This is a genomic window from Microbulbifer variabilis ATCC 700307 (assembly GCF_000380565.1).
In the GTDB taxonomy this organism is placed as follows: Bacteria; Pseudomonadota; Gammaproteobacteria; order Pseudomonadales; family Cellvibrionaceae; genus Microbulbifer; species Microbulbifer variabilis.
Genome location: NZ_AQYJ01000028.1, coordinates 38401 through 63091, shown reverse-complemented (window position 1 = coordinate 63091; position 24691 = coordinate 38401). Strand labels below are relative to the sequence as shown.

General features: G+C 52.4%; 25 protein-coding genes. 19 read left to right on the top strand and 6 right to left on the bottom strand.

Annotation, left to right across the window (positions count from 1 at the left end):
* The first annotated feature begins 13 nt into the window (after positions 1 to 13).
* From G367_RS0115990 to G367_RS0115950, 9 genes are all read left to right on the top strand, one after another.
* A complete protein-coding gene (locus G367_RS0115990; protein WP_020414163.1) occupies positions 14 to 538 on the top strand; it encodes a hypothetical protein in 525 nt (174 codons plus the stop codon).
* A gap of 6 nt (positions 539 to 544) precedes the next feature.
* Positions 545 to 2641 carry a hypothetical protein gene (locus G367_RS0115985; protein ID WP_026305175.1) on the top strand — a complete coding sequence of 699 codons (2097 nt, stop codon included), beginning with the start codon at positions 545 to 547 and terminating at the stop codon, positions 2639 to 2641.
* Complete coding sequence (locus G367_RS0115980) at positions 2634 to 5501, top strand: tetratricopeptide repeat protein (protein ID WP_020414161.1); 2868 nt, start codon at positions 2634 to 2636, stop codon at positions 5499 to 5501. The genes G367_RS0115985 and G367_RS0115980 overlap by 8 nt, the downstream gene beginning before the upstream one ends.
* Positions 5488 to 6138 carry a tetratricopeptide repeat protein gene (locus G367_RS0115975; RefSeq protein WP_020414160.1) on the top strand — a complete coding sequence of 217 codons (651 nt, stop codon included), beginning with the start codon at positions 5488 to 5490 and terminating at the stop codon, positions 6136 to 6138. Before G367_RS0115980 ends, G367_RS0115975 begins: the two co-directional genes overlap by 14 nt.
* Complete coding sequence (locus G367_RS23995; RefSeq protein WP_020414159.1) at positions 6138 to 6416, top strand: hypothetical protein; 279 nt, start codon at positions 6138 to 6140, stop codon at positions 6414 to 6416. The genes G367_RS0115975 and G367_RS23995 overlap by 1 nt, the downstream gene beginning before the upstream one ends.
* A gap of 239 nt (positions 6417 to 6655) precedes the next feature.
* Positions 6656 to 7324: a MotA/TolQ/ExbB proton channel family protein gene (locus G367_RS0115965; RefSeq protein WP_020414158.1), complete on the top strand. Its 669-nt coding sequence runs from the start codon at positions 6656 to 6658 to the stop codon at positions 7322 to 7324.
* A gap of 11 nt (positions 7325 to 7335) precedes the next feature.
* Positions 7336 to 7863: an ExbD/TolR family protein gene (locus G367_RS0115960; RefSeq protein ID WP_020414157.1), complete on the top strand. Its 528-nt coding sequence runs from the start codon at positions 7336 to 7338 to the stop codon at positions 7861 to 7863.
* Between the two features lies 1 nt (position 7864).
* Positions 7865 to 8386, top strand: coding sequence for a biopolymer transporter ExbD (locus tag G367_RS0115955; RefSeq protein WP_020414156.1), 522 nt, complete (start codon positions 7865 to 7867; stop codon positions 8384 to 8386).
* A gap of 1 nt (position 8387) precedes the next feature.
* The gene (locus G367_RS0115950; RefSeq protein ID WP_020414155.1) at positions 8388 to 9392 is read left to right on the top strand and encodes an AgmX/PglI C-terminal domain-containing protein; all 1005 of its coding nucleotides are present in this window, start codon (positions 8388 to 8390) and stop codon (positions 9390 to 9392) included.
* Between the two features lie 83 nt (positions 9393 to 9475).
* Here the strand turns inward: G367_RS0115950 and G367_RS0115945 are convergent, their stop codons facing one another.
* Together G367_RS0115945 and G367_RS0115940 are read right to left on the bottom strand one after the other, a co-directional pair.
* Positions 9476 to 9853: a DUF2237 family protein gene (locus G367_RS0115945; RefSeq protein WP_020414154.1), complete on the bottom strand. Its 378-nt coding sequence runs from the start codon at positions 9851 to 9853 to the stop codon at positions 9476 to 9478.
* Positions 9854 to 9855: 2 nt separating this feature from the next.
* On the bottom strand, positions 9856 to 10473 hold the full coding sequence (locus G367_RS0115940) for a DUF2939 domain-containing protein (RefSeq protein ID WP_020414153.1): 618 nt from the start codon (positions 10471 to 10473) through the stop codon (positions 9856 to 9858).
* A gap of 166 nt (positions 10474 to 10639) precedes the next feature.
* Here G367_RS0115940 and G367_RS0115935 point away from each other — a divergent pair, with 166 nt between their 5' ends.
* The 10 genes from G367_RS0115935 to G367_RS0115885 all read left to right on the top strand — a co-directional run bounded on the left by G367_RS0115935 (position 10640) and on the right by G367_RS0115885 (position 22112).
* Positions 10640 to 11386 (top strand): hypothetical protein, encoded by a 747-nt coding sequence (locus G367_RS0115935; protein WP_020414152.1) that lies wholly within the window; start codon positions 10640 to 10642, stop codon positions 11384 to 11386.
* A 27-nt stretch (positions 11387 to 11413) separates the two neighbouring features.
* Positions 11414 to 12097 carry an RDD family protein gene (locus G367_RS0115930; RefSeq protein WP_020414151.1) on the top strand — a complete coding sequence of 228 codons (684 nt, stop codon included), beginning with the start codon at positions 11414 to 11416 and terminating at the stop codon, positions 12095 to 12097.
* Between the two features lie 6 nt (positions 12098 to 12103).
* The gene (locus tag G367_RS0115925; protein WP_020414150.1) at positions 12104 to 13075 is read left to right on the top strand and encodes a stage II sporulation protein M; all 972 of its coding nucleotides are present in this window, start codon (positions 12104 to 12106) and stop codon (positions 13073 to 13075) included.
* A complete protein-coding gene (locus tag G367_RS0115920) occupies positions 13065 to 14642 on the top strand; it encodes a DUF4129 domain-containing protein (protein WP_020414149.1) in 1578 nt (525 codons plus the stop codon). The genes G367_RS0115925 and G367_RS0115920 overlap by 11 nt, the downstream gene beginning before the upstream one ends.
* Positions 14632 to 15951 (top strand): DUF4350 domain-containing protein, encoded by a 1320-nt coding sequence (locus G367_RS0115915; protein WP_020414148.1) that lies wholly within the window; start codon positions 14632 to 14634, stop codon positions 15949 to 15951. The genes G367_RS0115920 and G367_RS0115915 overlap by 11 nt, the downstream gene beginning before the upstream one ends.
* A complete protein-coding gene (locus tag G367_RS0115910) occupies positions 15948 to 16952 on the top strand; it encodes an AAA family ATPase (RefSeq protein ID WP_020414147.1) in 1005 nt (334 codons plus the stop codon). Before G367_RS0115915 ends, G367_RS0115910 begins: the two co-directional genes overlap by 4 nt.
* The gene (locus tag G367_RS0115905; protein WP_020414146.1) at positions 16949 to 18346 is read left to right on the top strand and encodes a DUF58 domain-containing protein; all 1398 of its coding nucleotides are present in this window, start codon (positions 16949 to 16951) and stop codon (positions 18344 to 18346) included. The genes G367_RS0115910 and G367_RS0115905 overlap by 4 nt, the downstream gene beginning before the upstream one ends.
* A 111-nt stretch (positions 18347 to 18457) precedes the next feature.
* Positions 18458 to 19075 (top strand): 2OG-Fe(II) oxygenase, encoded by a 618-nt coding sequence (locus G367_RS0115895; protein ID WP_020414145.1) that lies wholly within the window; start codon positions 18458 to 18460, stop codon positions 19073 to 19075.
* A 166-nt stretch (positions 19076 to 19241) separates the two neighbouring features.
* Entirely contained in the window at positions 19242 to 19700 is a 459-nt protein-coding gene (locus tag G367_RS0115890; protein ID WP_157533568.1) for a hypothetical protein, read from the top strand.
* Between the two features lie 219 nt (positions 19701 to 19919).
* A complete protein-coding gene (locus tag G367_RS0115885) occupies positions 19920 to 22112 on the top strand; it encodes a TonB-dependent copper receptor (protein ID WP_020414143.1) in 2193 nt (730 codons plus the stop codon).
* Between the two features lie 150 nt (positions 22113 to 22262).
* On the opposite strand, the gene G367_RS0115880 is transcribed toward G367_RS0115885, so the two are convergent.
* The 4 genes from G367_RS0115880 to cysQ all read right to left on the bottom strand — a co-directional run bounded on the left by G367_RS0115880 (position 22263) and on the right by cysQ (position 24656).
* Positions 22263 to 22892 (bottom strand): outer membrane beta-barrel protein, encoded by a 630-nt coding sequence (locus G367_RS0115880; RefSeq protein ID WP_245556707.1) that lies wholly within the window; start codon positions 22890 to 22892, stop codon positions 22263 to 22265.
* A 48-nt stretch (positions 22893 to 22940) separates the two neighbouring features.
* Positions 22941 to 23198: a type II toxin-antitoxin system HicB family antitoxin gene (locus G367_RS0115875; protein ID WP_020414141.1), complete on the bottom strand. Its 258-nt coding sequence runs from the start codon at positions 23196 to 23198 to the stop codon at positions 22941 to 22943.
* A 332-nt stretch (positions 23199 to 23530) separates the two neighbouring features.
* A complete protein-coding gene (locus tag G367_RS0115870) occupies positions 23531 to 23734 on the bottom strand; it encodes a hypothetical protein (RefSeq protein ID WP_157533567.1) in 204 nt (67 codons plus the stop codon).
* 82 nt (positions 23735 to 23816) lie between these two features.
* On the bottom strand, positions 23817 to 24656 hold the full coding sequence (gene cysQ / locus G367_RS0115865; protein ID WP_020414139.1) for a 3'(2'),5'-bisphosphate nucleotidase CysQ: 840 nt from the start codon (positions 24654 to 24656) through the stop codon (positions 23817 to 23819).
* Positions 24657 to 24691 lie beyond the last annotated feature (35 nt).

The window sequence follows — 24691 nt, the reverse complement described above, 5'->3', positions numbered from 1 at the left end:
CGAAAGGCCTTCCATGGGACGCGTTCTCCAGTTGTTTATTTTCTCACTCGCTCTCTTCACAGGCGCAGCGTCTCAGGCTCAGCAAGAGTCTTTTTCCGCTGAAAAGCTGGAAAATCTAAAGCGCGATGTTATTAAGTTAAACCGGGATTTGTTAATCCTGGAAGAGGACCTGCTCTACCCCGCACAAAGCCAAGTGGCTTTTTATGTTTCTGTGGATATCGGTCACTATTTTCAGTTGGACGCTGTTAAATTACATATCGACAATAAACTCACAGCTAGCCACCTGTATACCGATCATCAGCGCAGTGCCCTTGTGCGCGGTGGTATCCAACCCCTACACAAAGGCAACCTAAAATCTGGTAACTACACCATTTCCGCTTTCTTCACCGGTCTTGGACCAGAGGGACGCGAGTATAAGCGGGGCGCGACTCTAGAGTTGGAAAAGACCGATGAGCCCGTTGTTATCGAATTGCGCATCTCAGATAAAACCGGCAAACAACAGCCGGACTTTGAACTCGTTCAATGGCCCACGCCCTGATTACCCATGAGCTACCGGCCCCTCTCCCGCATAATATCCCTCAGTGTCGCTTTGCTAGGTGTCAGTTTGCCTGCTTATGGCACCGAGACCGAAGTTACCTCGGAAGAAATACCGCCTCAGGAAAAGACGCAATCCGAAGACAAAAAGTATCGCCAAGCTCAGGATATGTCCTACGGGGCAACCCTGTATGAGTACTTTCAAGGCAATAATTTCGATGCCCTCAGCACCCTGCTTGTCGCCAAGCAACGTGATTCAATTAAAGTTCACCGCGACAGTGCCGCATTGATCGAAGGGGGAATCAGCCTCAGTTTTGGTCTGCATCGACACGCTGCCGAACTTTTCGAGCTACAGCTTCATACCGGCAATCAAAATACAGATCCCAAACTTCGCCAGGCTGCCTGGCTGAAGCTGGCAGAGCTGAACTATTTGCAGGGTGACTTTTCCTTGGCGGCAAAAAATCTGGAAAAGTCTGGAGCCATAGATTCCTCCACCCTTCCCCTTAACCTGGCCTTGCGCAGTGAAGAAATCTCCACAGCCCAGGAATTCCTTAAAAGAGCCGATCTGCCGCTGTCAGAGCGCCTACTCGGACACATCAATCTAGGCGCAGCCTTAGCCCGAAGAGGAGAGTTAGTTGCCGCCGTCGAGGAATATCGCTTCGCAAGCACACTGGCGACTGAGCAGGATGAACCCTCAGAGGATATCCTGATACTCGCGGACAAAGCGCATATCGGCGCTGGCTACGCTATGGCATTGTCAGAGCAGTTTTCCCAGGCCCAAGCTGAATTTTCCCAGGTGCGCCTGCACACCCCCTGGGCAACCAAAGCTCTGCTTGGGCTCGCTTGGTCTTCGATCAACAGCGAGCAATACCAGGAGGGGGTAGATGCCCTGCGTTTTTTATTGGCAGAACACCAACACAGTCCCGCCGCACGGGAGGCAAGGGTCGCCCTGCCCTATGCCTATGAGAAGCAGGCTGAACGCAATAAAGCCCTAAGCGCCTATAGTGATGCAGCCACATATTTCGAGAGCACATTGCAGCAGCTGCAGCACTTACAGCGGAAGCTGTCTTCAGAACCGCTGGCGGATGCCAGCCAATTTAGTCAGTCACAACGCTACGGCTGGCTACAACTGGCTCAAGCCACACCCTTACTGCGGGACAACCAGCATTTTCTCTTACCCATTTTACAGAGCGATCAATTCCAACTGCGCCTGTCGGAGCTGCGCGACCTGCAGCAGATGGATAGGGTACTCAATGACTGGTCACAAAAAATTCCACAATTGCATTCATTGATCGAAGAGCGTCACCAAAGGCGCTCCGGCATCATCGGGCAGTACCAGAGCGCAGAGTTTGACCAGCAACTGCAAATCGCCAAGCAACACTACCGCAATCTCAACGATGCCCTGGCCCAAATAGAAGGGGAGCGTGACGCACTGACTCTGCTCGAAGCTACCAGCAACGGGGAGGGTGGAAATAACAGTGAGATATTCGAGATGCTGGAGATACTCCAGAGCGCTGAGCAACGCTATCAACTACTGCGCAGTAACGGTAAGGGGTCCGACAACCAGGGCGAGACCCTGGCTAAAGCCCGTGGCATTTTATTATGGCAAGCCAGCGAACAGTATCATCACCGCTTGTGGCAACAGCGCAAAACTCTGCAACTACTCGAATCCAGCTTACGCGATGGTGAGAAGCAACTAGGTAAAACCTCTGTAGAAGTGGGCCGCGCACCGCAATTGACCCAGCTAACAGAGCGTCTGGCTAGCACTGCGGCGCAATTATCCGGCCAACGCGCAGCCATAGCCAAAACGGCTTCAAAGGTTGAGGCTGCCCTACGCCGGGATATTATTGCTGAGCTGGAGCGAGAGCAGTCGCGGATTCACAGTTACCAGGCCCACACCCGCCTCGCTATCGCGCGCTTACAGGATGCCTCCATGCTAGAGGCCGCCAGCCAGCCTCCGCCAAAAAACCCTGAGAAAAATACTCAGATGGAAACGCAAGATGGCGAAAATACTCACGAAAAAGGCAAAGCCACAGTAGAGAAAATAACTGAGGAAAAGACCGCAGAAGCTCTATTGCCCGATAATGAAGGGGGGCAGAGTGAATAGGTTTGGTTCCAGAAGCTTTTCCCTGCGCCTGCTCACTGCCGCTATCTGCTGTATCAGTACCGCCTGCAGCAATCAGTCCGCACTGACACTTGCAGATCTGCCCACGGCCACGGCTGCTTCCACTGAAGAACCTGTATCAGCTCCCCCTGAATTGATATCGGTTGATCTCGCCACTCTCGTGCAGAGCTATCAACAAGCACTGGCCAGCCAGCCAGACCCGCAGATTCGCGCACAGATTCGTTTGCGCCTGGCCGATCTGGAAATGGAGCGACTGGAGCAACATCAGGCGGATAACCCGGAAGTTTCAGTCGGTTTTGCCAGTGCGGTGCAGCATTACCAGACACTCGCCAAAGAGAGCCCCCGAGACGACTATATTCTCTATCGTCTGGCGCGAGCTCGTGCTATGGATGGCGAAATGCCAGGCGCACTGCAAGCACTGGAGCGCATCGCCCAGGGCGCACCTGAGTCACCGTTTATGGGGGAGGTTTTATTCCGCCGAGGCGAAGCGGCTTTCAATCGCAAGGAATATTCGGCAGCGGCACAGGACTTCCACGCATTGCTGGAGAAGGGCGAAAGTCCATTTTCCGATAATGCCCGCTATATGCTCGCCTGGTCAGAGTTTAAATCCAGCGATTACCGCCGTTCCACGGAGATATTTCTCGAGTCTCTGGATATTCTGCAGCAGCGTGCCAGCGAAGCAGAGTTACCTCTGGGCCAGAAGCGCCTGCGCGAGGATAGCCTTCGTGGCCTGGCCCTGAATTTTAGTTACCTGGGCGGTGCCGAAGCTATCGAGTCCTTTAATCCCGATGGCAAACCACGAGGTTATCAGCACCTGCTGTACAGCGCTCTGGGCAATTGGTATCGAGAAAAAGAGTTATTCCGCAACAGCGCGGATACCTATCTGGCTTTTGTTAAGCACTACCCCAATAGCACTGAAGCGCCATCATTACATTTGCAAGCTATTGAAACACTGCAAAATGGCGGCTTACACGATGAGGTGCTTCCAACCAAGCGGGAATTTGTACAACGCTATGGTATTCGCAGTGAGTATTGGCAGCAGGCAGAGACAAGTCAGCGCGAAGCCCTGGCACAGTCACTGCGCCCCTGGCTTGAGGAGTTAGCCCAATTTGACCACGCGCGCGCGCAGGAACTTGCTCAGTTAGCGACCAAGGCACCGGCTAATAAAAGTAAACAAAAACAGCAGCTCAAAGCTCAGTCTCGCAAAGCTTACCTAGCGGCAGCGGAACTCTACCGGCAGTTTTCACAGACTTTTCCACAGGACCCCCGCACTCCACCAATGGTCTTCCTGATGGCCGAATGTCTCGAGCAGGCTGGCGACTACGCTGGAGCCTGGCGCGCATACAGCCAGGTAGCCTGGGAATATCAAGACAAGAAGCATGGTGCGGAGGCTGGTTATGCAGCCATTCTTAGCTCGGCACAAGTGCATAAAGAAACACCGGGGCAGGATGCCGAGCAAAAAATCCTGTGGCTGGATCGCAACATTGAGGCCAGCCTTAAATTTGCCCAGAGCTGGCCGCAGGATAAAAGGGCCTTACCAGTACAACTATCTGCCGCAGATAAGCTGCTACAACAGTCACGTTTTGCCGAGGCTATTGCCGCCGCACAAGCTGCAGATCAGTGGCAGCCACCAGCGAATAAGGCTCAGCAATTAAATATCGCGATGATCCTGGCTCACAGTCACTTTTCATTGAAAGATTATATGGCTGCGGAAGAAGCCTATACCCGTGCGTTGAATATACAGCCTAAGGATAGCCATTTGCGCGAGGACACACGCAAGCAACTTCAACTTTCCATCTATCGGCAGGCAGAGTTGGCACTTGCGCAACCAGCACTCACCGAGGATGGCAGAGAGATTCCCAGTGAGGAGGCGTTGCGCCACCTGCTGCGAATCAGGGAGAGTGGACGCAGCGAAATTGCAGCCACCGCCCAGTATGACGCGATCAATTACCTGATGGAATTACAGCAGTGGCAGCGTGCCAGTGCTGAACTTGCAGACTTCCGGAGTTTCTATCCTGCACATCAGCTGGCACCTACCCTCGCCGCCAAGGCGGTAGTTATTTTTGAAGCCTTGAAAATGCCTGCCGCTGCGGCCGGCGAATTACTGCAACTTGCACAAAATGACCCCGACCGAGAAGTACGTCGCCAATCCTTATTCCTCGCGGCGGAAAGCCTGCAAAAAGCAGGTGAGCATCAAGGTGCCATTGAGAGTTACCGTAACTACAACAAGCTCTGGCCAAAGCCTGTTGAACAACGTCTGGAAGCGCAATATCAGTTAGTGCAACTGTACGCGCAAACCAATCAACCTAATAAACAGAATTATTGGCTACAGCAATTAGCAAAAAATTCAGAAAAATCCCCTCGGGGCCGCTACCTGTCCGCCTATTCCCAAAGCGCATTGGCAGAGCAGAGCTATGAAAAATTCGCTTCATTAAAATTGCACTTGCCGCTAAAAACCAGTCTCGCCAATAAAAAGCGCGCGATGAAAACCACCGTGGCCGATTATCGCAAGGTTCTCGAGCTGGAAATTGCGGAATTCACCACCCAGGCCAATTTCCGTTTAGCTGAAGTTTATCGACAGCTCAGCCATGACCTGATGGAATCTCAACGCCCCAAAAACCTGAATGACCTTGAGTTGGAGCAGTACGAAATCCTACTGGAAGAGCAGGCCTTCCCCTTCGAGGAAAAGGCTATAGAGCTGCATCAGGCTAATATTCAGCGCACCAGTGATGGAATTTACGACGACTGGGTCAAACGTAGTTTTGCCTCACTCGGCGAACTGTTACCCGCACGCTATAAAAAACCGGAAGCAACCCTGGAGTGGAGCCATGCACTGCATTGATTTGCGCAATTGCCCCAGTGGTATTTTTCGCCTCACAGCAACACTACTGATTCTGGCGACACTCAGCGCCTGTGGCAGCCTTCCACTTGGTAAAAATGCTCAACAGAAGGACGCCTCAATTGAGCATGTAATTACCGAAAACCCCTATTTGGCGGATGCCAAGCGGGTTCCCAAAGAGGCCAGCGTCGCTATGGCTCAGGCGCACGAGAGCTTTAACAACGGAGATAGCTCAACCGCAGTGCAGCAGCTACAGCAGGTCATTGAACGCTGGCCAGAGCTCTCTGGCCCCTGGCTAAACCTCGGGATAGTACAGCAGAAAAGTGAACAGGCCGAGAATGCGGAAAATAGCTTTCGCAAGGCGATTGAGGTCAATGACGGTAATGTATTTGCCTGGAATCAGTTGGCTGCACTACTACGCGACGCTGGCCGTTTCGAAGAGGCCGAACAGTGCTACCTGCAGGCGCTGAACCTTTGGCCCGACTTTAGCGATGCGCACCGCAATCTGGGTATTCTCTATGACCTCTATCTAAACAGGCCGGAAGAGGCATTACAGCAATACCGTTTGGCCCAGAGCAGTCGAGAACAAGAAGACAAATTACTCGGCGCTTGGATACTGGAACTGGAGCGTAGACTCTGATGCGAGATAAATTAATCATTCTAATGTCCGTAATATGCACCTGCTTCACCGCCCGTGCCGAAGAAATCACCACATTGGAATCCACGGTAATCGGCAGCCAGGAACAGCCCAAGGTGCTGTATATCATCCCTTGGAAGCAAGCCGACAGCCTGCAGCGCCTTGATAGTTCTCTGGCTCAAAATTTTAATACCGTTTTCAAGCACCAGGAGTTCTCAGAATTGAAACGGGAAATTCAACTGCTCAGTGCCAAGCCGGTTATTGAAGCAAAAAATGAATAGAAAAAATAATAATACTCATCAAGCACCACAAACTAATGTAATCGTGCTTTTTTGCTGAAACTCAGCACTCCAGTGGAGCAGGGATAAGCCACCACAGGTATTTCACTTATCAGGAGATGATTGTCGAGCCCTCATCAGGCCCCACAATATTCATCAGTATCATGTCCGATGTCCATGGAATGGCCGTTTGGCAAAAAAACATCGCTAATTAAACACTTTCTTCTGTGGAGACACTCATCATGGAATTTACTCAGGCGTTATTGCGCTTTTTCCAGACTGGCGGCCCTTTTATGTACCCTATTGCCCTGGTGCTGGTTATCGGCCTCGTCATGGTAGTGGAACGCTGGATTTTTCTTTCCCGCGCTAAGAGCGCCAATCGCCGCGCTTATCTGCAGGTATTACCACTGCTACAAAAACGCAGTTACCAGAATGTATTACAACTGGCCCGGGACAACGATGCTGCGATGGGTCGCATTGCCGCCGCCGGTATTAATACCCTGCAATTCGCCAAGCGCGAGGAAAATATTGCATTGGCAATCGAAGAGGGCATCCTCGAAGCAGTACCGCGCCTGGAAAAGCGCACCAACTACCTGGCTACCCTGGCCAATATTGCTACCCTACTCGGTTTGTTAGGCACCATTATGGGCCTTATCGCAGCATTCACCGCTGTAGCCGCTGCCGACCCTGCGGAAAAAGCCACTATGTTGTCTACCAGTATCTCCGTAGCAATGAATACCACCGCATTCGGGCTTATCTCAGCAATTCCCCTTCTGCTATTTAATTCCATGCTACAAAACAAGACCAATGAAATTGTAGATAGCCTGCAGATGGCCGGAGTAAAGTTCCTAAACCTTTTGACTATGGGCCGCCCACAAAAAACGGAACAGCAGCGCGCAGTGAATGCCTGAGGGCTCTCGCCATGTTGAAATTAAATATTCGTCGCCGTGGACACGAGGAAGCAGAGCTGGACATCACCTCTTTTATGAGCCTGATGACTATCCTGGTTCCTGTACTACTGCTCAATATGGTGTTTTCCCATATTTCAGTTTTAAAACTCAATCTTCCTGGCATCAGTGATGGAAGCAGTAGTGCAACTGAACAGGAAAATCGACAGTTGGAACTGGTATTACGCACCGCACATGTTGATATCAATTACCCGGCCGGGCAACTAGTCAGGCGAGTGGAGAATACCGATGGTGAACCAGATATGGAAACTGTTTCCCTGATACTGCAGCAGATAAAGCGTAACTTAAGGGAAAAATCCATCGAGAAAGACGACTTGGTCATTCTTTCGGAAAAAGGTACATCCTATAAAACCCTGGTGGCAGCAATGGATACCGCACGCAGTTATCGAGCAGTAGTTGCCGCATCAGTCGTCGATGCCGAGTTGTTCCCACAGATTTCCCTGGGCGATGCCCCCCAGCAAACAACCGTAGCGGGGAAATAAAATGATGCTTAACGCAGCCGCCAAATTACAGGAGCGGCGTCAGCGACAGAAACGACAGCAATCGAAGCTCAATCTGGTTTCTCTAATGGACATTTTCACCATCCTGGTATTTTTCCTGTTGGTGAACTCCACTAGCGATGTACAGGTTTTGCAAACAGACAAAACCATCAAGCTACCCAAGTCCACTTCCCAGCAAAAGCCGGAGGTCACTACGGTTGTGAGGGTCAATAACCAGCAACTATTCGTTGGTGATCGCATGATCGTGGGCATTAATAATATTGATGCTGGTAAGGAAAATATTGAACCCCTCTTGAAGGAACTGGAGTACCGCGCAGAACGCGCCGGTGAACTCAGCGACGAGCAAAAGCAAAGGGGACGCTCGGTCACCATTATGGGCGACGAGCAGGTTCCCTATGAGTTACTCAAACAGATTATGCAGACCTGCGCCCAGGCAGATTACCGCGATATCTCTTTTGCTGTAGAGCAGACAGCACCAATAGATCCTGCGGGGGTGGAAAGCTGATATGAGCACTGCAACCAGCCGCTATGCCCCCTGGCAACTACAGGAAACCCTGTTGCCCTGGTCTGCTTCCAACCAGGAAGACCAGCGCTTTGTAAAATTCCTGCGTGCAGGGCTTATTGTCTTCGCCGTTTGTGGTTCCGTCATTACCTTTGCTCCAGTGCCGGAGCTGACTAGAGAACAGGCAGAACGAGTGCCACCACAACTGGCCAAGGTTATCCTGGAGAAGAAGGAACTCCCAAAGCCTAAGCCCAAACCCAAGGCCAAACCCAAGCCTGAGGAAAAAAAGCCTGAGGCAGAGAAGCCCAAAGAAAAACCGGAACCAAAAAAAGTCGAGAAGGAAAAGCCGAAACCGGCTCCCAAACCCGAGCCCAGCAAAGTAGAGGCACCCCCTGTTGCCACTATACAAAAGGCGCGGGAAAAAGCGGCGAGCAGCGGCATCAACGCCCTGGCCGACGATCTATTGGATATGCGTGAGAGTTTTAACACGGGTGAGGTTACCCGCGGTCAGCTCAGTGCCGGTAACGCCACTGCCGCACAAACACAGCGCAATATGATCAGCGACAAATCCAAAACTTCGAGCGGCGGTGTCAGGGCCGGGAGCATCAGCACTGACACGGGAGGCGTCTCATTGGCGGGCCGACAAACCACCCGGGTTGAGCAGGCCCAGGCGAAGGGCTCCGCCAAGCAGGCAGCCAGGAGAGTCAGGGGTGAGAAGTTGGCGCGAACCGACAATGCCATTCGCGGGATAATGGAGGCCAACAAGGCGGCAATCAATGCGATCTACGATCGTGCCTTACGCCGTGATCCCACCCTGCAGGGTAAAATTACCGTGCAGCTGGTCATTGAAGCAAACGGCACTATTTCGTCCATCAAGTTGATAGAGAGTGAGCTGGACAACCCCGCCCTGGAGCGCAAGCTGCTGGCGAGAATCCGTATGATTAACTTTGGTGCTGCGGATGTTAAAGCCACAACCCGCAATTACTCTATCGACTTCCTGCCATCCTGATCAGGATTATGGATAAATGACATTGGCACAGCGCAGCAAACCTTTAAAGCTTGTCCGCTGTGCCAATTTCTCTTACGCACTGATTAATTCAAATCTGCAGCGTATTGTCGCAGTAGATGCAGAGGTACTATCTTCAGAGCTTTCACATGGGTACGCTGTAAAAAAACTCTCGGTGCCCTATCCTGCTGCTGGGCCTCCAACCAGCGGGCGGCGCACAGGCACCAGCGATCTCCCGGAGCCAATCCCGGAAACCCGTACTCCTCAATCGGTGTACTCAGGTCGTTGCCACGGCTGCGGGAAAACGCCAAGAACTCATCATTCACTTCCACACAAACCGTGTGGGAGCCTTGATCCTCTTTACAGGTGTTGCAGCAGCCATCGCGAAAAAAACCGGTCGTCGGCTCCAGGCTACAAGGAACTAAGGGATCACCGAATACATTAACCGAGCTGTCCATTTCCATAATTAACCCTCCCGGCCCTGGTCACTGATTAGTTCGATATCCACCAACTGCCAGTGCAGCCCATTGCGCTGCATAAGCACACGTAATTCGGCGCGATCGTTCTCGCCATACTCGGCACTCAGGTGATTGATATCAGTAAAGCGCCAGCTCATGCGTTGCCAGCTACTATTGGAAGTGCCTCCTGTTTCCTGGTCATTTTCCAGGACAGGGGCAGCCTCTTGCTGAGAATCCTGGGCGAACAGCTCCCGCTCAAAAGCCTGCAAGTCCTCACCACCACGCAGTAATCTGGCAACACCTTCCGGGGTAATAAACTGTTGCAGCAATGGCCCCATAAAGAAATTGGCCCCAGCAGTCACTAGTTCATCAAATTCCTGTGGTATCGAATTGCCAATGGAGGAGCGCAGCTGACTTTGCAGGCGAAGCTTTAAATTGTCACGTAATACCGGAAAATCCACATAGCGTTCCAAGGTATCAATACTCTCTCGCCTTGTCTCAGGCTCATCTGCCACAGCCATCTGAGCTGCCCGCTGCAGCTGTTCGAGCGCATGAAAGGGCAACATCACGTAACCCGCAATCAGCAGCACCAGTACCACAGCCCCAGACCACAGTGTTTTCTTCATTATCACCTTCCTCTCAACCTATAAGTCGATTTTATGCTGAGAAAGGTTCATCACCTAATCCGCCACTGTGCTGGCGTGGCATTGTTCCCACATCGCGCCTGTGAGATATTCGCATCCAAGACTCTGCACGCCTACAAAATAAACCTTTAATGAGGACAATATAAGGATGAGTGATATCTACAAAGCTCCCGAGGCCGAGCTTGCTGGAGAGGGTGGAACTGGCGACTCTGGATCACTTGAGAAAGGCATTGCCGGGGATTATTCATTTTCTATTGGTGAAGCCATCAGCGAGGGCTGGCAGCTATCGAAAGGCAAGAAGCGCACAGTATGGTTTGCCATTATTCTCTATGTCATCGCAATTGCTGCAATCAGTTTTGTTGCCGGCCTTCTTACTGGTTACCCGGCATTTGATCCAGTAGAGGCCGGCAACGCTTCTCTCTCATCAACAATCATTTATAACCTGATCACTGCAATCGTAGGGGTTCCTCTGGTTGTGGGGATGATGATGGTGGGCATCAAGATCGCTCGTAAAGAAGAGACCTCTGGTACCGAAGTCTTCGCCCACTTCGACAAAATAGTGCCCTTGTGTGTGACTTACATCATCATGAGTATCCTGATGGCTATAGGTTTCCTTTTGCTGGTGATTCCGGGAATTTATCTGGCTGTTGCCTACATGATGGCTCTCCCCCTGGTAATAGATCAAAATCTGGGGCCCTGGAAAGCTCTGGAAGCCTCCCGCAAAGCCATTACTAAAAACTGGTTTGCTTTTTTAGGTTTCTTTATCGTATTGCTTCTTATCTACCTTGCGGGTGGTCTGGCACTGTTGATAGGTCTGATCTGGGCTATACCGCTGGCTTCTATTGCATACGGCGTCGCCTATCGCAAAGTCTTTGGCGGCCCCCAAGGGACATAATCCATTCGACCTGACAGGAGCGGTGGCTTGCTGGATACCACCTACAACGTCGAAACCCCCGAGGGAATCGACTTGCGTGCACGGGCCGCGGGGCCCGTGCCGCGAATTCTCGCCTTTGCGGTGGATTTGTTTTATCGCACATTGATACTGGCTGGGCTCGGTATAGCCCTGGCCTTTGCCGATACTGCAGGCATTGGTATCTGGCTCGTTTGCTCCTTCCTGTTGGAGTGGTTCTACCCGGTATTTTTTGAAGTGCTGCGCGGCGGTCAGACACCGGGGAAAAAAGCCTTTGGTCTGATAGTGGTAAACGACAACCTGACCCCTATTTCCTGGGGCACCTCCATAGTGCGCAACCTGCTGCGCTTTGCTGATTTTCTCCCCTTTGCCTATGCTACCGGTGTTATCGCCATGACGATTGGGCGACACTTCCAACGCCTCGGCGACTTGGCTGCGGGCACCCTGGTTGTCTACCGGGAAGAGGACAAGGCACCCATAGCCCTGCCGGACAGCTCACCTGTGCCGCCACCACGCAACCTAAAACAACAAGATCAACGGGCCCTGGTCAGCCTGTTGGAACGCCACAATGACCTCAGTGAAGCCCGCCAACAGGAGCTCGCCAATTTACTCGAACCAATTACCCATAAGAGGGATGGCGCCGCGCTGGGTTATCTGCGCTCAGTAGGCAGTTGGCTATTGGGTGGCAGGGGCTAACGATTTATGCGACAGAGAGACTTCGAAAACCGCTATCGCGATAGCTGGGTGCAATTGGAAACCTGGTTAAAAAGCAGTGGCAAAAATACTGATGCAGCCACACTGGACCTACCCGCAGCCTATCGCGATTTATGCCAACAGCTGGCGGTGGCCAAGGAGCGACAATACTCCAACCGTCTAATTGACCACCTCAACCAGCTGGTAATGGCAGCCCATCACCAGGTCTACCGCCAGCAGACCCTGCGTCGCAAAGGCTGGCTGCACTACTTACTGTCGGGCTTCCCCCAGGCAGTGCGCGCCAACGGCCGAGTCGTAGCACTGGCCAGTGCCCTGTTCCTGCTGCCAGCACTGGTAATGGGCATCGGCACCTACAATAACGACGCACTGATTTATGCAGTGATGTCACCGGGGGACGTGTTATCCCTGGAGTCCATGTACGACCCAGGCAACCGCGTGCTGGGTCGCGAGCGTGGCTCCGACACCGATCTGGCCATGTTCGGTTTTTATATCAAGAACAATATCGGTATTGCTTTCCGCACTTTTGCCGGTGGCATCCTGTTCGGCCTCGGCTCCATTTTTTTCCTGGTTTTCAACGGTGTCTATCTCGGCGCGGTTTTCGGCCACATAACGCGGGTCGGCTTTGTCTCCACTTTTTATCCTTTTGTGATCGGCCACGGCGCCTTTGAACTAACCGCCATAGTCCTGGCCGGTGCCGCCGGTCTGCTTCTCGGCCGATCGCTGGTAGACCCAGGGCAACACCGTCGTGCTGTAGCCCTGCGCCTGGCCAGTATCGAGGCAATGAAAATCATGTATGGCACCTTCTTGATGCTGGTCATTGCCGCCTTCCTCGAGGCCTTTTGGTCATCCAGTACGGCGACTCGGATCAGTATCAAGCTGGGTGTCGGCGGCCTGCTGTGGTTACTGGTTTTTGCTTACTTCACCCTGGCTGGGCGCAGGGAGGAAAACAATGCAGGTTAAAAACCTGGCTGTGCAGGCGCGCCTACGGTCTCAGTGGGAATCCATCGACCTGGGGACGGCGCTGGCGAGAAAATATTGGCTGCCTTTATTCCTGGTGTGGCTGCTACCGGCCGCCCTGTTAATGGGTGCACTGGCAATGCTATTTCCCGGTGCTCCCGGTTGGTCGATGTTTGCTGTGTGGTGGCTTAAACCGGTTTTCGATCGCCTGCCTTTGTTTATGATCAGCCGCGCCCTATTCGGCTCACCGATATCGGCCTCGGCCGCTCTCAAACAGTTTTTCACGCAGAACCGTCACGACTGGCTGCTTTGGATTACCCTGCGCCGCCTGAGCCCAACCCGCTCTTTTGATCTGCCAGTCACCGTATTAGAGCAATCCAGTGGCAAAGCGCGTAGCACCCGTATCAGCATGTTGCACCGCAAGCATTCCAGCGCCGCCACCTGGCTGACGTTGACTGGTGTCCACCTGGAAGGGTTCTTCCTGGTGGCTGCATTTATCCTGATCTACCTGTTTATTCCCGAGCAGATAGCGGCCAACATCGATTGGCAGCCGATATTTAGAGGCGAAACTCTGGGGCTGGAGTGGATCTCTAACGTGCTCTACCTGTTTATCATGGCAGCGGTAGCTCCGTTTTACATCGTCTCGGGTTTCTGTCTTTATATAGGCCGGCGTATTGAACTTGAGGGCTGGGATATTGAAATCCAGTTCCGCGATTTGGTTCAGCGCCACCAGCGCGAACATCGGCCGCGTCAACGCGGCATTACCGGAAACTCGGCCGCATTACTCCTGGTTTTTACGCTCTCCTTCGGCTTCCTGGCTTCAGCACCGGATATCAAGGCAGACGCATTGGAGACACCTCAGCAAGCGCAACAGCACATCGATGAGATTCTCGCAGGCGAGGATTTTCACCGGGTGGAGGAGATCAGTGGCTGGCGCCTGAAGGAGAGGGAAAGCAGGGAACAGAAAATTCCCGAGTGGCTGATTGAATTTATTGAGTGGTTGTTAAACCGCTCTCCTGATGACGACAATGCCTCCACTTCCAGCTGGGGCCCTACTATTGCCCGTATCATCGAGATCCTGTTATGGATTGGTGTAATCGCAGGGGTGATCTACCTGGGCTGGCGCCATCACGACACCATCCTGAAGAATCTGCGCTGGCAGCGCAAACCCAAGCCAAAAGCCGCCGTGCCAGAAACCCTGTTCGGACTCGATGTACGCCAGTCGAGCCTGCCCGACGATGTGTGCGCAGAAGTGCTGCGCCTGTGGCAGACAGGGGAACAGCGAGCTGGCCTCGGTCTACTGTATCGAGCCACCCTGTCCCACTTGATTGAGGATTTCCAGTTTCACTTTGGCGATCATCTCACCGAAGCAGAATGTGCCCAGCTGGTACACCGGCGCCAGAGCGAGCCCGCGGAAGACCTGCCTTCAGTGACGGCTCCACTGAGCCAGTTTGTACAACAGCTCACCAGCGATTGGCAGCAGCTGGCCTATGCCCACCGTAGTCCGGTCGATGCTCGAATGAGGGCATTGTGCCAGGAATGGCAAGAGGTATTCCGCAATGACAGTTAAACGTCTGTTGATCGGTATCCCACTGCTACTCTGTGCGCTGATGGTATGGGGGTTTTTAACGCTTTTTGAGCGCTACACCGAAGAGCGGGACCGCGGTTGGGCCCCGGAGGCGAGGCGCAACTGGTTCCTGGCAGCGGAGCAGTACCTGGCAGCTTTAGGATTGGAGCCTCGCCAGGCGGAAAACATTTCCGTATTGAATGAACTCTCCCCGGACGCCACCCTATTTATCTCCGATTCATCCCAGGTATACAACCCACAACGAGTGGATGAGCTGCTGGATTGGGTGAGTAGTGGCGGCCATGCCATTGTAGTGGCACGCACGGAGGGTTTTGATTTTGAGGAGCAGCGCAGCGAGGAGCGCGACTGGCTACTGGAGGCATTGGATGTCTCCATCATGGAGGGGCATGGGGAGTACTTCTTCGACAACCCTCTACAACAGCTGCTCGGAGAGGACGCAGAGCTGAGCCCTGAACAGAGCCCTGGCGAAGCCATGCGCGAATACAACCGCAGAATTGACGAAGGCGATTTCCCAGAAGAGAAAAAAGCTGAGACCAGTGGAGAGAAACCCCGCAATCCGGATGTAGGGCCGGAAGACCTAGTCAATCTACCCACAGATAATAGTGGCGAGATCCAATTGCATTTTAATGCCAGCCACCTGCTCTATCACCCAGGGCTGGACGACAATACTGTCGCGGGGGCACCGGTATTCTGGGCCAGGGTGTGGCGCGACGACGAGGCTGTTCCCTTTATACAATTCGAGCGTGGCCGCGGAGTTATTACCCTGCTGACTGACAGCGAAATCTGGCAATCTCACCGTATAGGACACTTCGATCACGCCTATTTCCTACAACTGTTAGCAGGTAATGGGGAATTTGTCTTCCTGACCCGCCCGCGCTTTGATTCTCTCAGTTACCTGGCGCGCAAGTATGCCGCAGAGTTTTTCCTCGCCGGTGCCCTGGCCCTGCTCGGTTGGCTGTTATTGCGCGCGCGCCGCTTTGGCCCCCTGCAACCGGCACCGGAAACCGCGCGTCGGTCCCTGCTGGAACATATCTCTGCCTGTGGCCACTATTACTGGCGCCATGATCGCTGCGAACAGCTATTGCGCGGTCGGCGCGCTGAACTTTTACGCCTCCTAAGGGCCACTGATGCCGATTCCACGGACCGGCACAATCTGGCCGTGAGACTCAGTGCCGCTACGGACCTAAGCGAACACAAAATCATCGCCAGCCTGTGGGGCCCACCGGCTACCAGCGAAGAAACTTTTACTGAACAAATGCGCAATCTGCAGCGAATCGAGGCAGCCCTATGAGCGATACTACCCTTCAACCAGAACAGCAAACCCACCGCGACACGCCTGACTGGCAGGCCGCCTCAGCCCAACTGCAGTTACTGCGCAACAATATCAATCGCCTGCTGATTGGCCAGGAACAAGTCGTTGACCAGGTATTGGTGGCCCTGCTGGCTTCCGGCCATGTACTGTTGGAAGGCGTGCCCGGCCTCGGTAAAACCCTATTGGTACGTACCCTGGCCAACTGTTTTGGCGGCAGTTTCCGCCGTATTCAGTTCACCCCAGACCTGATGCCAGCGGACGTCACCGGCCACGCCATGTACAACATGGGCGAGAGTCGCTTCGAAGTGCGCCGCGGGCCGGTCTTCACCAATCTGCTGCTGGCAGACGAAATCAACCGCGCGCCGGCCAAAACCCAGGCGGCTCTGCTCGAGGTGATGCAGGAGAAACAGGTCACTATCGACGGCACAGCGCTGCCTGTCCCCAGCCCCTTTATGGTGCTCGCCACACAGAACCCTATCGAGCAGGAGGGCACCTACCCTCTGCCAGAGGCGGAACTCGACCGTTTTCTGCTCAAGGTCCTGATCGATTACCCCAGCCTGGAGGCGGAGCTGCGACTGGCTGCTGCTGCCAGTAGTGGGCGTATAGAACAGCGCCTGCAGGAAAAGCCGACCGGTGAAATAACCATCGAGCAGCTGCAGCAACTACAAACACTGGTCCCCCAGATAGCCTTGGACCAGCAAGTACTGGACTATGCAGTGCGGTTGGTTCGTGCCACACGGGAGGCCACCCAGCTGCGCAGCCCAGCGGGCCCAAGAGCGAGCATTGGCTTGTTACAAGCGGCCCGCGCCAGCGCCCTGTTACAGGGACGCGAGTTCGTTCTGCCCGACGATATCAAGGCGATGGCAATTCCGGTAATGCGCCACCGTGTCAGCTTATCCCCGGATATGGAGATCGACGGTGAAACCGCTGACAGCGCCCTGACGCAGATTGTCGACAGTGTCGAGGCGCCTCGGCTGTGACCCAAAGTGCTGCCGCCACAGAGGCACAAACTGCCCCAATTCAGCATGGTCATCCGGGACCCAGCCAACGCCTAGTGAAACTCCTCAGTTACTGGTGCCTGGCCGCTCTGGTGATCAGTATTGCGCGCATCTGGATACCCGCAGCAGCGGCACTGATCGAGACAGCTTGGTGGACAGGCGGGACCCTGCTGATCGGTGCTGCACTTTTGGACTTCCTTACCGGCCGCAGAATCACCGGGCTTGAGGGCGAACGCCGGCTGCCAAATAACCTGGCCCTTGGCGTGCGCAACAGCGCACGCTTGAAATTGCGCAACAACGGCCCGCGTACTTTACAACTCTCCGTCTGTGACAGCGTGCCACAACAACTGGCAACTACTGGTCTACCGCGGAGGGCAAAGTTACAGCCGGAACAGGAGGTCTCTATTGAATACTCCCTGGTACCGCATCGCCGTGGTAGTGCCAATTTCGGTCGGATAGAGATCCTCGCTGATTCCCCTTGGGGCCTGTGGCAAACCCGACTATGGCTGGGTCGAGAGCAGTCAGTAAAGGTTTACCCCAACTTTCTCGGTATCTCCTCATTGCAGGCCCTTTCCACAGAGCAGACCCTGCGTATGCTCGGTTTGCACCAGCAACAGCGCCGTGGAGAGGGCATGGACTTTCGCCAATTGCGTGAATACCGCCAGGGTGACAGCCAACGCCAGGTGGATTGGCGGGCCAGCTCACGCCTGCGCAAGTTGATCAGTCGCGAATATCAGGACGAGCGCGACCAGGAAATTATCTATATGCTCGACTGCGGTCGACGTATGCACGCCAAAGACGGGGGGCTGAGTCATTTCGACCACGCATTGAACGGTTTATTATTGTCCGCCTATGTGGCAATTAAGCAGGGAGATGCTGTTGGTCTGCACGCCTTCGCCGCAGGCCAAGACAGCTCTGGGGGGCAGCTGCCACCAGTCAAAGGGGAAAACGCGATCAATCTGCTGCTGAATAATGTCTACGATCTGCACTCCGGAACCGGTAGTGCCGACTACAGCGGCGCAGCCCAACAGCTCCTGACCAAACACAAGCGTCGCTCACTGGTTATCCTGATCACCAACTTGCGCGATGAAGACAGTGTGGAGCTACTCGCCGCAGTGCGGCTTCTCACCCGTAATCACCTTGTGATGGTGGCAAGTTTAAGGGAAACCGCTGTGGACCGCCTTGCCCAAAAACCTATCGAAGACTTTTCCGGAGCTATAAAAGGGGCCGCTGCACAGGATTTCTTGCACCGACGCGCTCGCCTGCTTCAACAGTTACAGGCCTGCAATGTACTGGTTGTAGATTCACGCCCGGAGCTTCTCCACCAAGCCTTGGTGGAAGCCTACTGGTGCCTTAAGCGTAGCGGCAAAATCTAATCGGTAACCCTTTGGGGAAATTTTCCGGCCTGAGACAAGTAGCGCCAGTTAAGGGATAATAGCGATGTACTAAAAACAACAATTCCCAAACGCAGGGAGCGTAACACAAACATGTCCCGGCTCACTATCGACCAACTCGACCGCGCAGAGGTAAAAACCTCCCCTTATCCTCATTTCTACCTGGAGCGATCTCTGGCCTCTGACGATGCTACTGCTCTTATCAAAGAGTTCCCATCATTACAAAAGGGCGGTAGCTTCAATATCGCAGATGTGGAGGCCTCGGATCGCCTGCGCCATTTTATCCAACAGTTCGACAGCGCCAAGATACGAAAAATACTTGGGGAAAAGTTCGATCTGGATCTTTCTGATAAACCCATGATGGCAACTCTGCGAGGATATTCCCGAGCAAAGGACGGACGGATTCATACAGATTCGAAGAGCAAATTAATTACTGTGCTTATTTACCTTAATGAGGAATGGCCATCGCCCACCGGGCGACTGCGTATTCTACGCAATGGGGATGATATGGAGGACTATACCGATGAGCTGATCCCTGGCCCGGGTTCTCTACTGGCTTTCAAGGTGACTGACAATTGCTGGCACGGCTACCCAAGCTATGAGGGCAAGCGGCAGTCAATCCAAATCAACTTCCTTACCGGCGATAGAGCAAAAAACAAGCACCAGTTTTTCCATGGAATCAGTGCAAAATTGAAATCCATATTTCGCTAATTTAGCAAAAACATTTTTATGAACTGATAAATATCAAGTCAAAGGATAAAAACGGCGATAACATTATTTATCCGGTGATGGAATTTTCCTCTCCAGCAGGAAAACCTGTTGCCACTTGGCACCGGGAAACTAAAATAGATCCCGGCAAATCACAGATCCGCTATTTATGAGCCGTAAGCGCACCCTTCAAAGCTGTCCGCGCCTGTCCCGATGGCAGACGTTGTTGCTTTTATTGGTATTTCTCAGCGTTCGCGGCTTGGTACCGGCTGGATTTATGCCAGCTGCTTTTGCAGCTGGTACGCCCTATGGCCTGTGCCATGGAGATAGTCGCAGCGCCTTGCTTTTAAATGCGCTGGCTACCCCACCTACCCTTGAGCACCATCACAATCACCAGGCTGAACACAGTAGTGGCCATAATCACGATGCGTTGACCGCGCATTCGTTTGCCGACAATCACTGTAATTTTTCTGCCGCTGCTACTGTTGCCAGTGTCCCAGTAGCAGACTTGGATTTATTTTCTGAAGGGCAAACACCTCGCACTTCAACCCCCGGCTTCAACTTAGTTTCTGCCGTCGCCTACACTTTACCCCTTATTCGCGCCCCTCCCCGACCATCCATTATTTAAATATTTTTCGACTGTTTATGTCGTAATTTCCTGAGGCTCCGTAATTCATAACCACTGCTTGTCAGTATGTGGCTTTGACCTGCGTCCGCACATATAGCCTCAGAGGAAAAGGAGCTCCAGCTGGCCCTATTTGCCAGCAGGGAGAAACCCGCGCTCACCTGAAAAATGGGTGCGCCAATGCCTGTGCTCACGATGCAGGCAAATGATGGATAGATCAGAATGCAAAAAGTGATTAAAACCAAGCCTCTCAAGAAAAAAACTGCAGAGAAATTATCCGATGGATTTCACCTGCCCACTCCGCTCGCACTTGCGATTTTTGCCAGTTGTGCCTACCCAAGCAGCCTGTTTGCCAGTGAGACAACTGAGAGCAAGGATGAGGAAATGGAGCAGATGGTTGTTACTGGGGTAAAAACTGAGCTGCCCTTAAACCTGGTGACAGATCCGAAAAAACCGCGTCAGCCATTACCTGCTAATGATGGTGCCGATTATCTGAAAACCATTCCCGGATTTACTGTAGTGCGCAAAGGCGGAACCAGTGGCGATCCATTGCTTCGCGGCATGGGTGGCTCAAGACTGGGGATGCTATTGGATGGTGAATCCATGATGGGAGGCTGCCCTGGCCGTATGGACCCCCCTACTGCTTATATATTTCCCGAGAGTCTCGATGAAATCGAAGTAGTAAAGGGACCACAAACTGTCTTACACGGTCCCGGTAACTCCGCGGGGGTAGTGCTGTTCAAGCAATTGCAGGAACGCCCCACAAAAAATGAATGGGATATGCACGCGAGTCTGCTCGCCGGCAATGCTGAGAGAAAGGATGGGCTACTCGATATCGCCTATAAAACTCCACAGTTCTCTCTACGTGGGTCAAGCTCTTCAGCCTCTGCTGACGATTATGAAGATGGCGATGGTAACAAAGTGCATTCCAATTATGAGCGATGGAGCGGCATGGTAAACCTTGCCTGGACTCCTGATGACGATACCCGCCTGGAATTTGACAGCGCTTTCAGCGATGCCGAGGCGGCCTATGCCGACCGTGGCGTGGATGGCAGTAAATTTGCGCGTGAAAATTATAAAGCCAAATACCGCCACAGTAATATCGGCGATCTGTTGAATGCCGTCGAAGTGCAGGTGTATTACAACTATATCGACCACATAATGGATAATTACAGTCTGCGTGAACCCTCGGGAATGACTGCTAACCCCATCGCGATGAATTTAGACAGCGAAACACTGGGAGGCAAAGTAAGCCTACAACTTACCCCTGTAGATAATATCGAACTGGCTACTGGGCTGGACATGTGGAAAAACCGTCACCGTGGTCGTATGAGCATGAACCAGGCGAGGCTCGATTACCGCCAACTCAACTGGGATGCGGATGCGGAATTTTCCCAGCTGGGCATTTTTTCCGAAGCCAGTTGGCAGTTTGCTCCCGATCAGCGCTGGATCGCCGGTGCCAGACTGGATGATTGGGAAGTGAAAGATCTACGAGAGACCATCTCGGTCTCTATGATGTCCAAAGTAGATAACCCGACCGCTGGAGAGAGTCGCTCCGAGCAGCTACATAGCGGTTTTATACGCTACGAATTGGCGCTGCCGAGTGCCCCCAACAGTTCTACCACTCTTTATGCCGGACTCGGATACAGTGAGCGTTTCCCGGATTACTGGGAAATATTCGCCCGAGAAGGAGAAAACTCCTACAGTGCGCTCGATATTAATTCGGAAAAAACCACCCAATTGGATATCGGATATATTTATCGTAGCGAAAAGCTATCCGCCAGTATATCTACCTTCACCAGTGACATTCGAGATTATCTACTGGTCCAAAACGATTATCAGAAAGCAGCTGTACCCATGGGGATGGGTGACATGACTTCTATGAGCAGTGATATGGACATGGGGGAAAGCACAGATATCCGTACCACTGCCGTAGTCCGTAATGTGCAAGCCCGCACCTGGGGGCTGGAGCTGGATGCCAGTTACCAGCTGAGTGAAAACTGGCGCACGGAGTTAACCCTTACATCTGTACGCGGCGCCAACGACACAGACAAAACCACCCTGGCCCAACTTCCACCATTGGAAACCCGCCTGGGCCTGCATTATGAGCAGCCCCAATGGTCTGCTGGCGTATTGTGGCGGGCCATATCCAGTCAGGATCGCGTGGATATCGGCAAAGGCAATATTATCGGCCAGGATTTTGGCACAACGGATTCTGCCGATGTTCTCTCTATTAATGCAGGATGGCGGCCCGGTAAAAGTTTGCTGATCACTACCGGTATCGACAACCTACTGGACGAAACCTACGCGGAGCATGTCAGCCGTGCCGGTGCAGAAATTCCCAACTTTCCACAGATATCAAGGGTAAATGAGCCTGGTCGTACTTTTTGGCTAAAGGCAGTTTATCGAATCTGAGATTCGGGGCTCCTTGTGAGCCCCATCTCTCTACCTGGAGTTTGCAAAGCCAGTCACATGATTACGACTTAATACAGGTGGAAAAGAGGAAAATAGCAGCCGGCATTAAGTTATTGATAACGTATTGCAAAAACGAATAAATTTATTGTTTTAAAAACGATAGGAAAAGTTCAAAGTCAACGTGCGCAGGTGTCCTAAATTTACTCTGTAAACAGAACCAATATCGTTATAGTTGTACTCCAGTGAAGTATCAAAATCCTGGGTCCACATAAAACGGTAACCAACCCCTAGATTCCAGAAGGTATCACTGCCACTGGCATCGATGACATGATAATAATAACCATCGTAATACCATTCATCATACCGATCCCCAAAGTGCCATTTGTCTTCATGGTGATACCAGTAACCATATTTGCGCACATCATTTAGATCAATATCTGCATAATTCCAGCCCGCCATCCAGTAGAGGCATTGCACATAGCAGTTCAGGGTGAAATCAATCTTAAAATTAAGCCCAATTTGGCTAATATCCACATGGTTATCATCGAAGCGTGAGGCACGTAGTTCTACCTGCCATACCCCCACTGCCGGAGTAATACCAACGCTGGCATATCCAAAGAAATCCCTGTCACTATTGAGTTGCAGCTCTCCAGAGCCCAGTCCCAAGGTGCCAATAACCCGGTACTCCCCAGATTCAATTCCATCGAAGGGGTTGTTCCACTCTACCGCACTGGCTAAAGGGGCAAGCAGCATGGATAGAAAACACAGAACCACTCTCATTACCACCATCCTTGTAAGGCATCCCCGATACAAGCGCATAGTAAAAATCTATGCACTTTCGACATCAATAATGGCCCAAATGCCACCGGCAAAAGCCGGGTTTTCCTTCAGACTGTCCATCTCCTGAGGCTTGGGCACCGGTTCTCCTGCTCGACGCAGCTCCTCAAGGCGCTGAAAGATAGTCTCCGCCATTTTCTGCAAAGCGCCATCAAGAGTTTCGGCATAGCAATGACAATGCGGAAGGTCTGGCGCTATGGCACCAAAGCCGGCGTATTCAATATTGTGAAGCACAACCGGATAGCGCATTGGAAATTACTCTTATGCATTAACTTTCCAAAGCGTAGACGGGTTTCTATTGCATGGAGTTTTTTTGGTAATAGAAATCAACGATTTTTTCAGAAAAATTTCTGGCTGTTTTTCCGTACAAAAACTGAGAGGACTAAGGAAATAATTCCACTATCAAGCCCCCATGAAACCCCTTACTGGAAAAATAAAATAGGATATCCAGAAATCTATCCAGTACTTTTTTATGACTACCAAGGGAGTTTATAAAGGGGGAACTATTGATAAATATTGCCCCGTCGAAAGTGCAAATATGTCACTAAGGGGATTTTAGCAGTTTGAAATCAACGTAATATTCAACGGGGCATACGCCCCAGTAAGGCTCGGCGGGAAAAAACCATGCCATTGTAGGTTCGTTTCAGTAAATCCTGAGTTTCAGAAAATCCATCCTCAAGTGTTTCTGAGCGACGCTGTAACCAATCAATTTCCTGCTCCAGTTGCCGTCGTAGACAGCGTATATCATTGATTTGGCTAACCGCCGATTTCACCTTATTGGACATGATGACGGCCTTTTTGAAATTGCGCACTTACGCATAAATATTCTGGAAGCGCCCCGCTACAGAAACGCGGGGCAAAGCAAGATTAGTTCACCGAGGATTCACTCGCGAGTAGTTCCTGCCAGTCAAAAGATTTATCTCCAATGACATAAAAGAACGGGTTAAGCAGGGAGTCCTTGCTGTTGTAGCGCAAAAGCTGAAATTGCTCGTCAATCACAGTGCCACCAGCGGCCTCAACTACAGCCTGCGCCGCTGCGGTATCCCACTCACAAGTTGGAGCCAGACGCGGATAGAGGTCCGCTGCGCCCTCTGCCACTAGGCACAATTTCAGGGAGCTGCCCATATTTTTGCAAGCCACTGTTCCCAGCTTGGCCTCTATACGCTCCACTAACTGATCCACGGCGCCAGCACCATGGCTGCGACTGGCAACCAGTTCAACTGCCTCACCAGCATCCAGGCGCGGTTTCAGCGGCCGTACATGGATTTCTGATTCGCCCAACTCGGTGCGTTTGAAGGCTCCCGAATCCTTGCAACCGGCATAGGTAATTTCCAAAACCGGCACGTGTACCACCCCCAGAATTGGCTCACCATTTTCAATTAAAGCCACATTTACCGTGAATTCTCCAGTACGGCGAATAAACTCTTTGGTGCCATCCAGAGGGTCGACAATCCAGTAACGTTGCCATTGGCTGCGCTCTGCAAAAGAAGGCATTTCCTGTTCTTCAGATAGTACTGGCACACCCTCGATCAGCCCTGCCAATGCCGGGGCCAGTATTTTGTGCGCAGCGAGATCAGCTGCAGTAACCGGTGAATCATCCGCCTTGGTGTCGATCTCCAGTTCAGCATTGCTGTGGTAAACCTCTAAAATCGCCTCACCGGCGCGTTTGCAGCTTTCAATCACCTGCTCCAATAATGCCTTATTCATTAAAAAAACTTCCTATTTTCAGTGACCGCCATAAT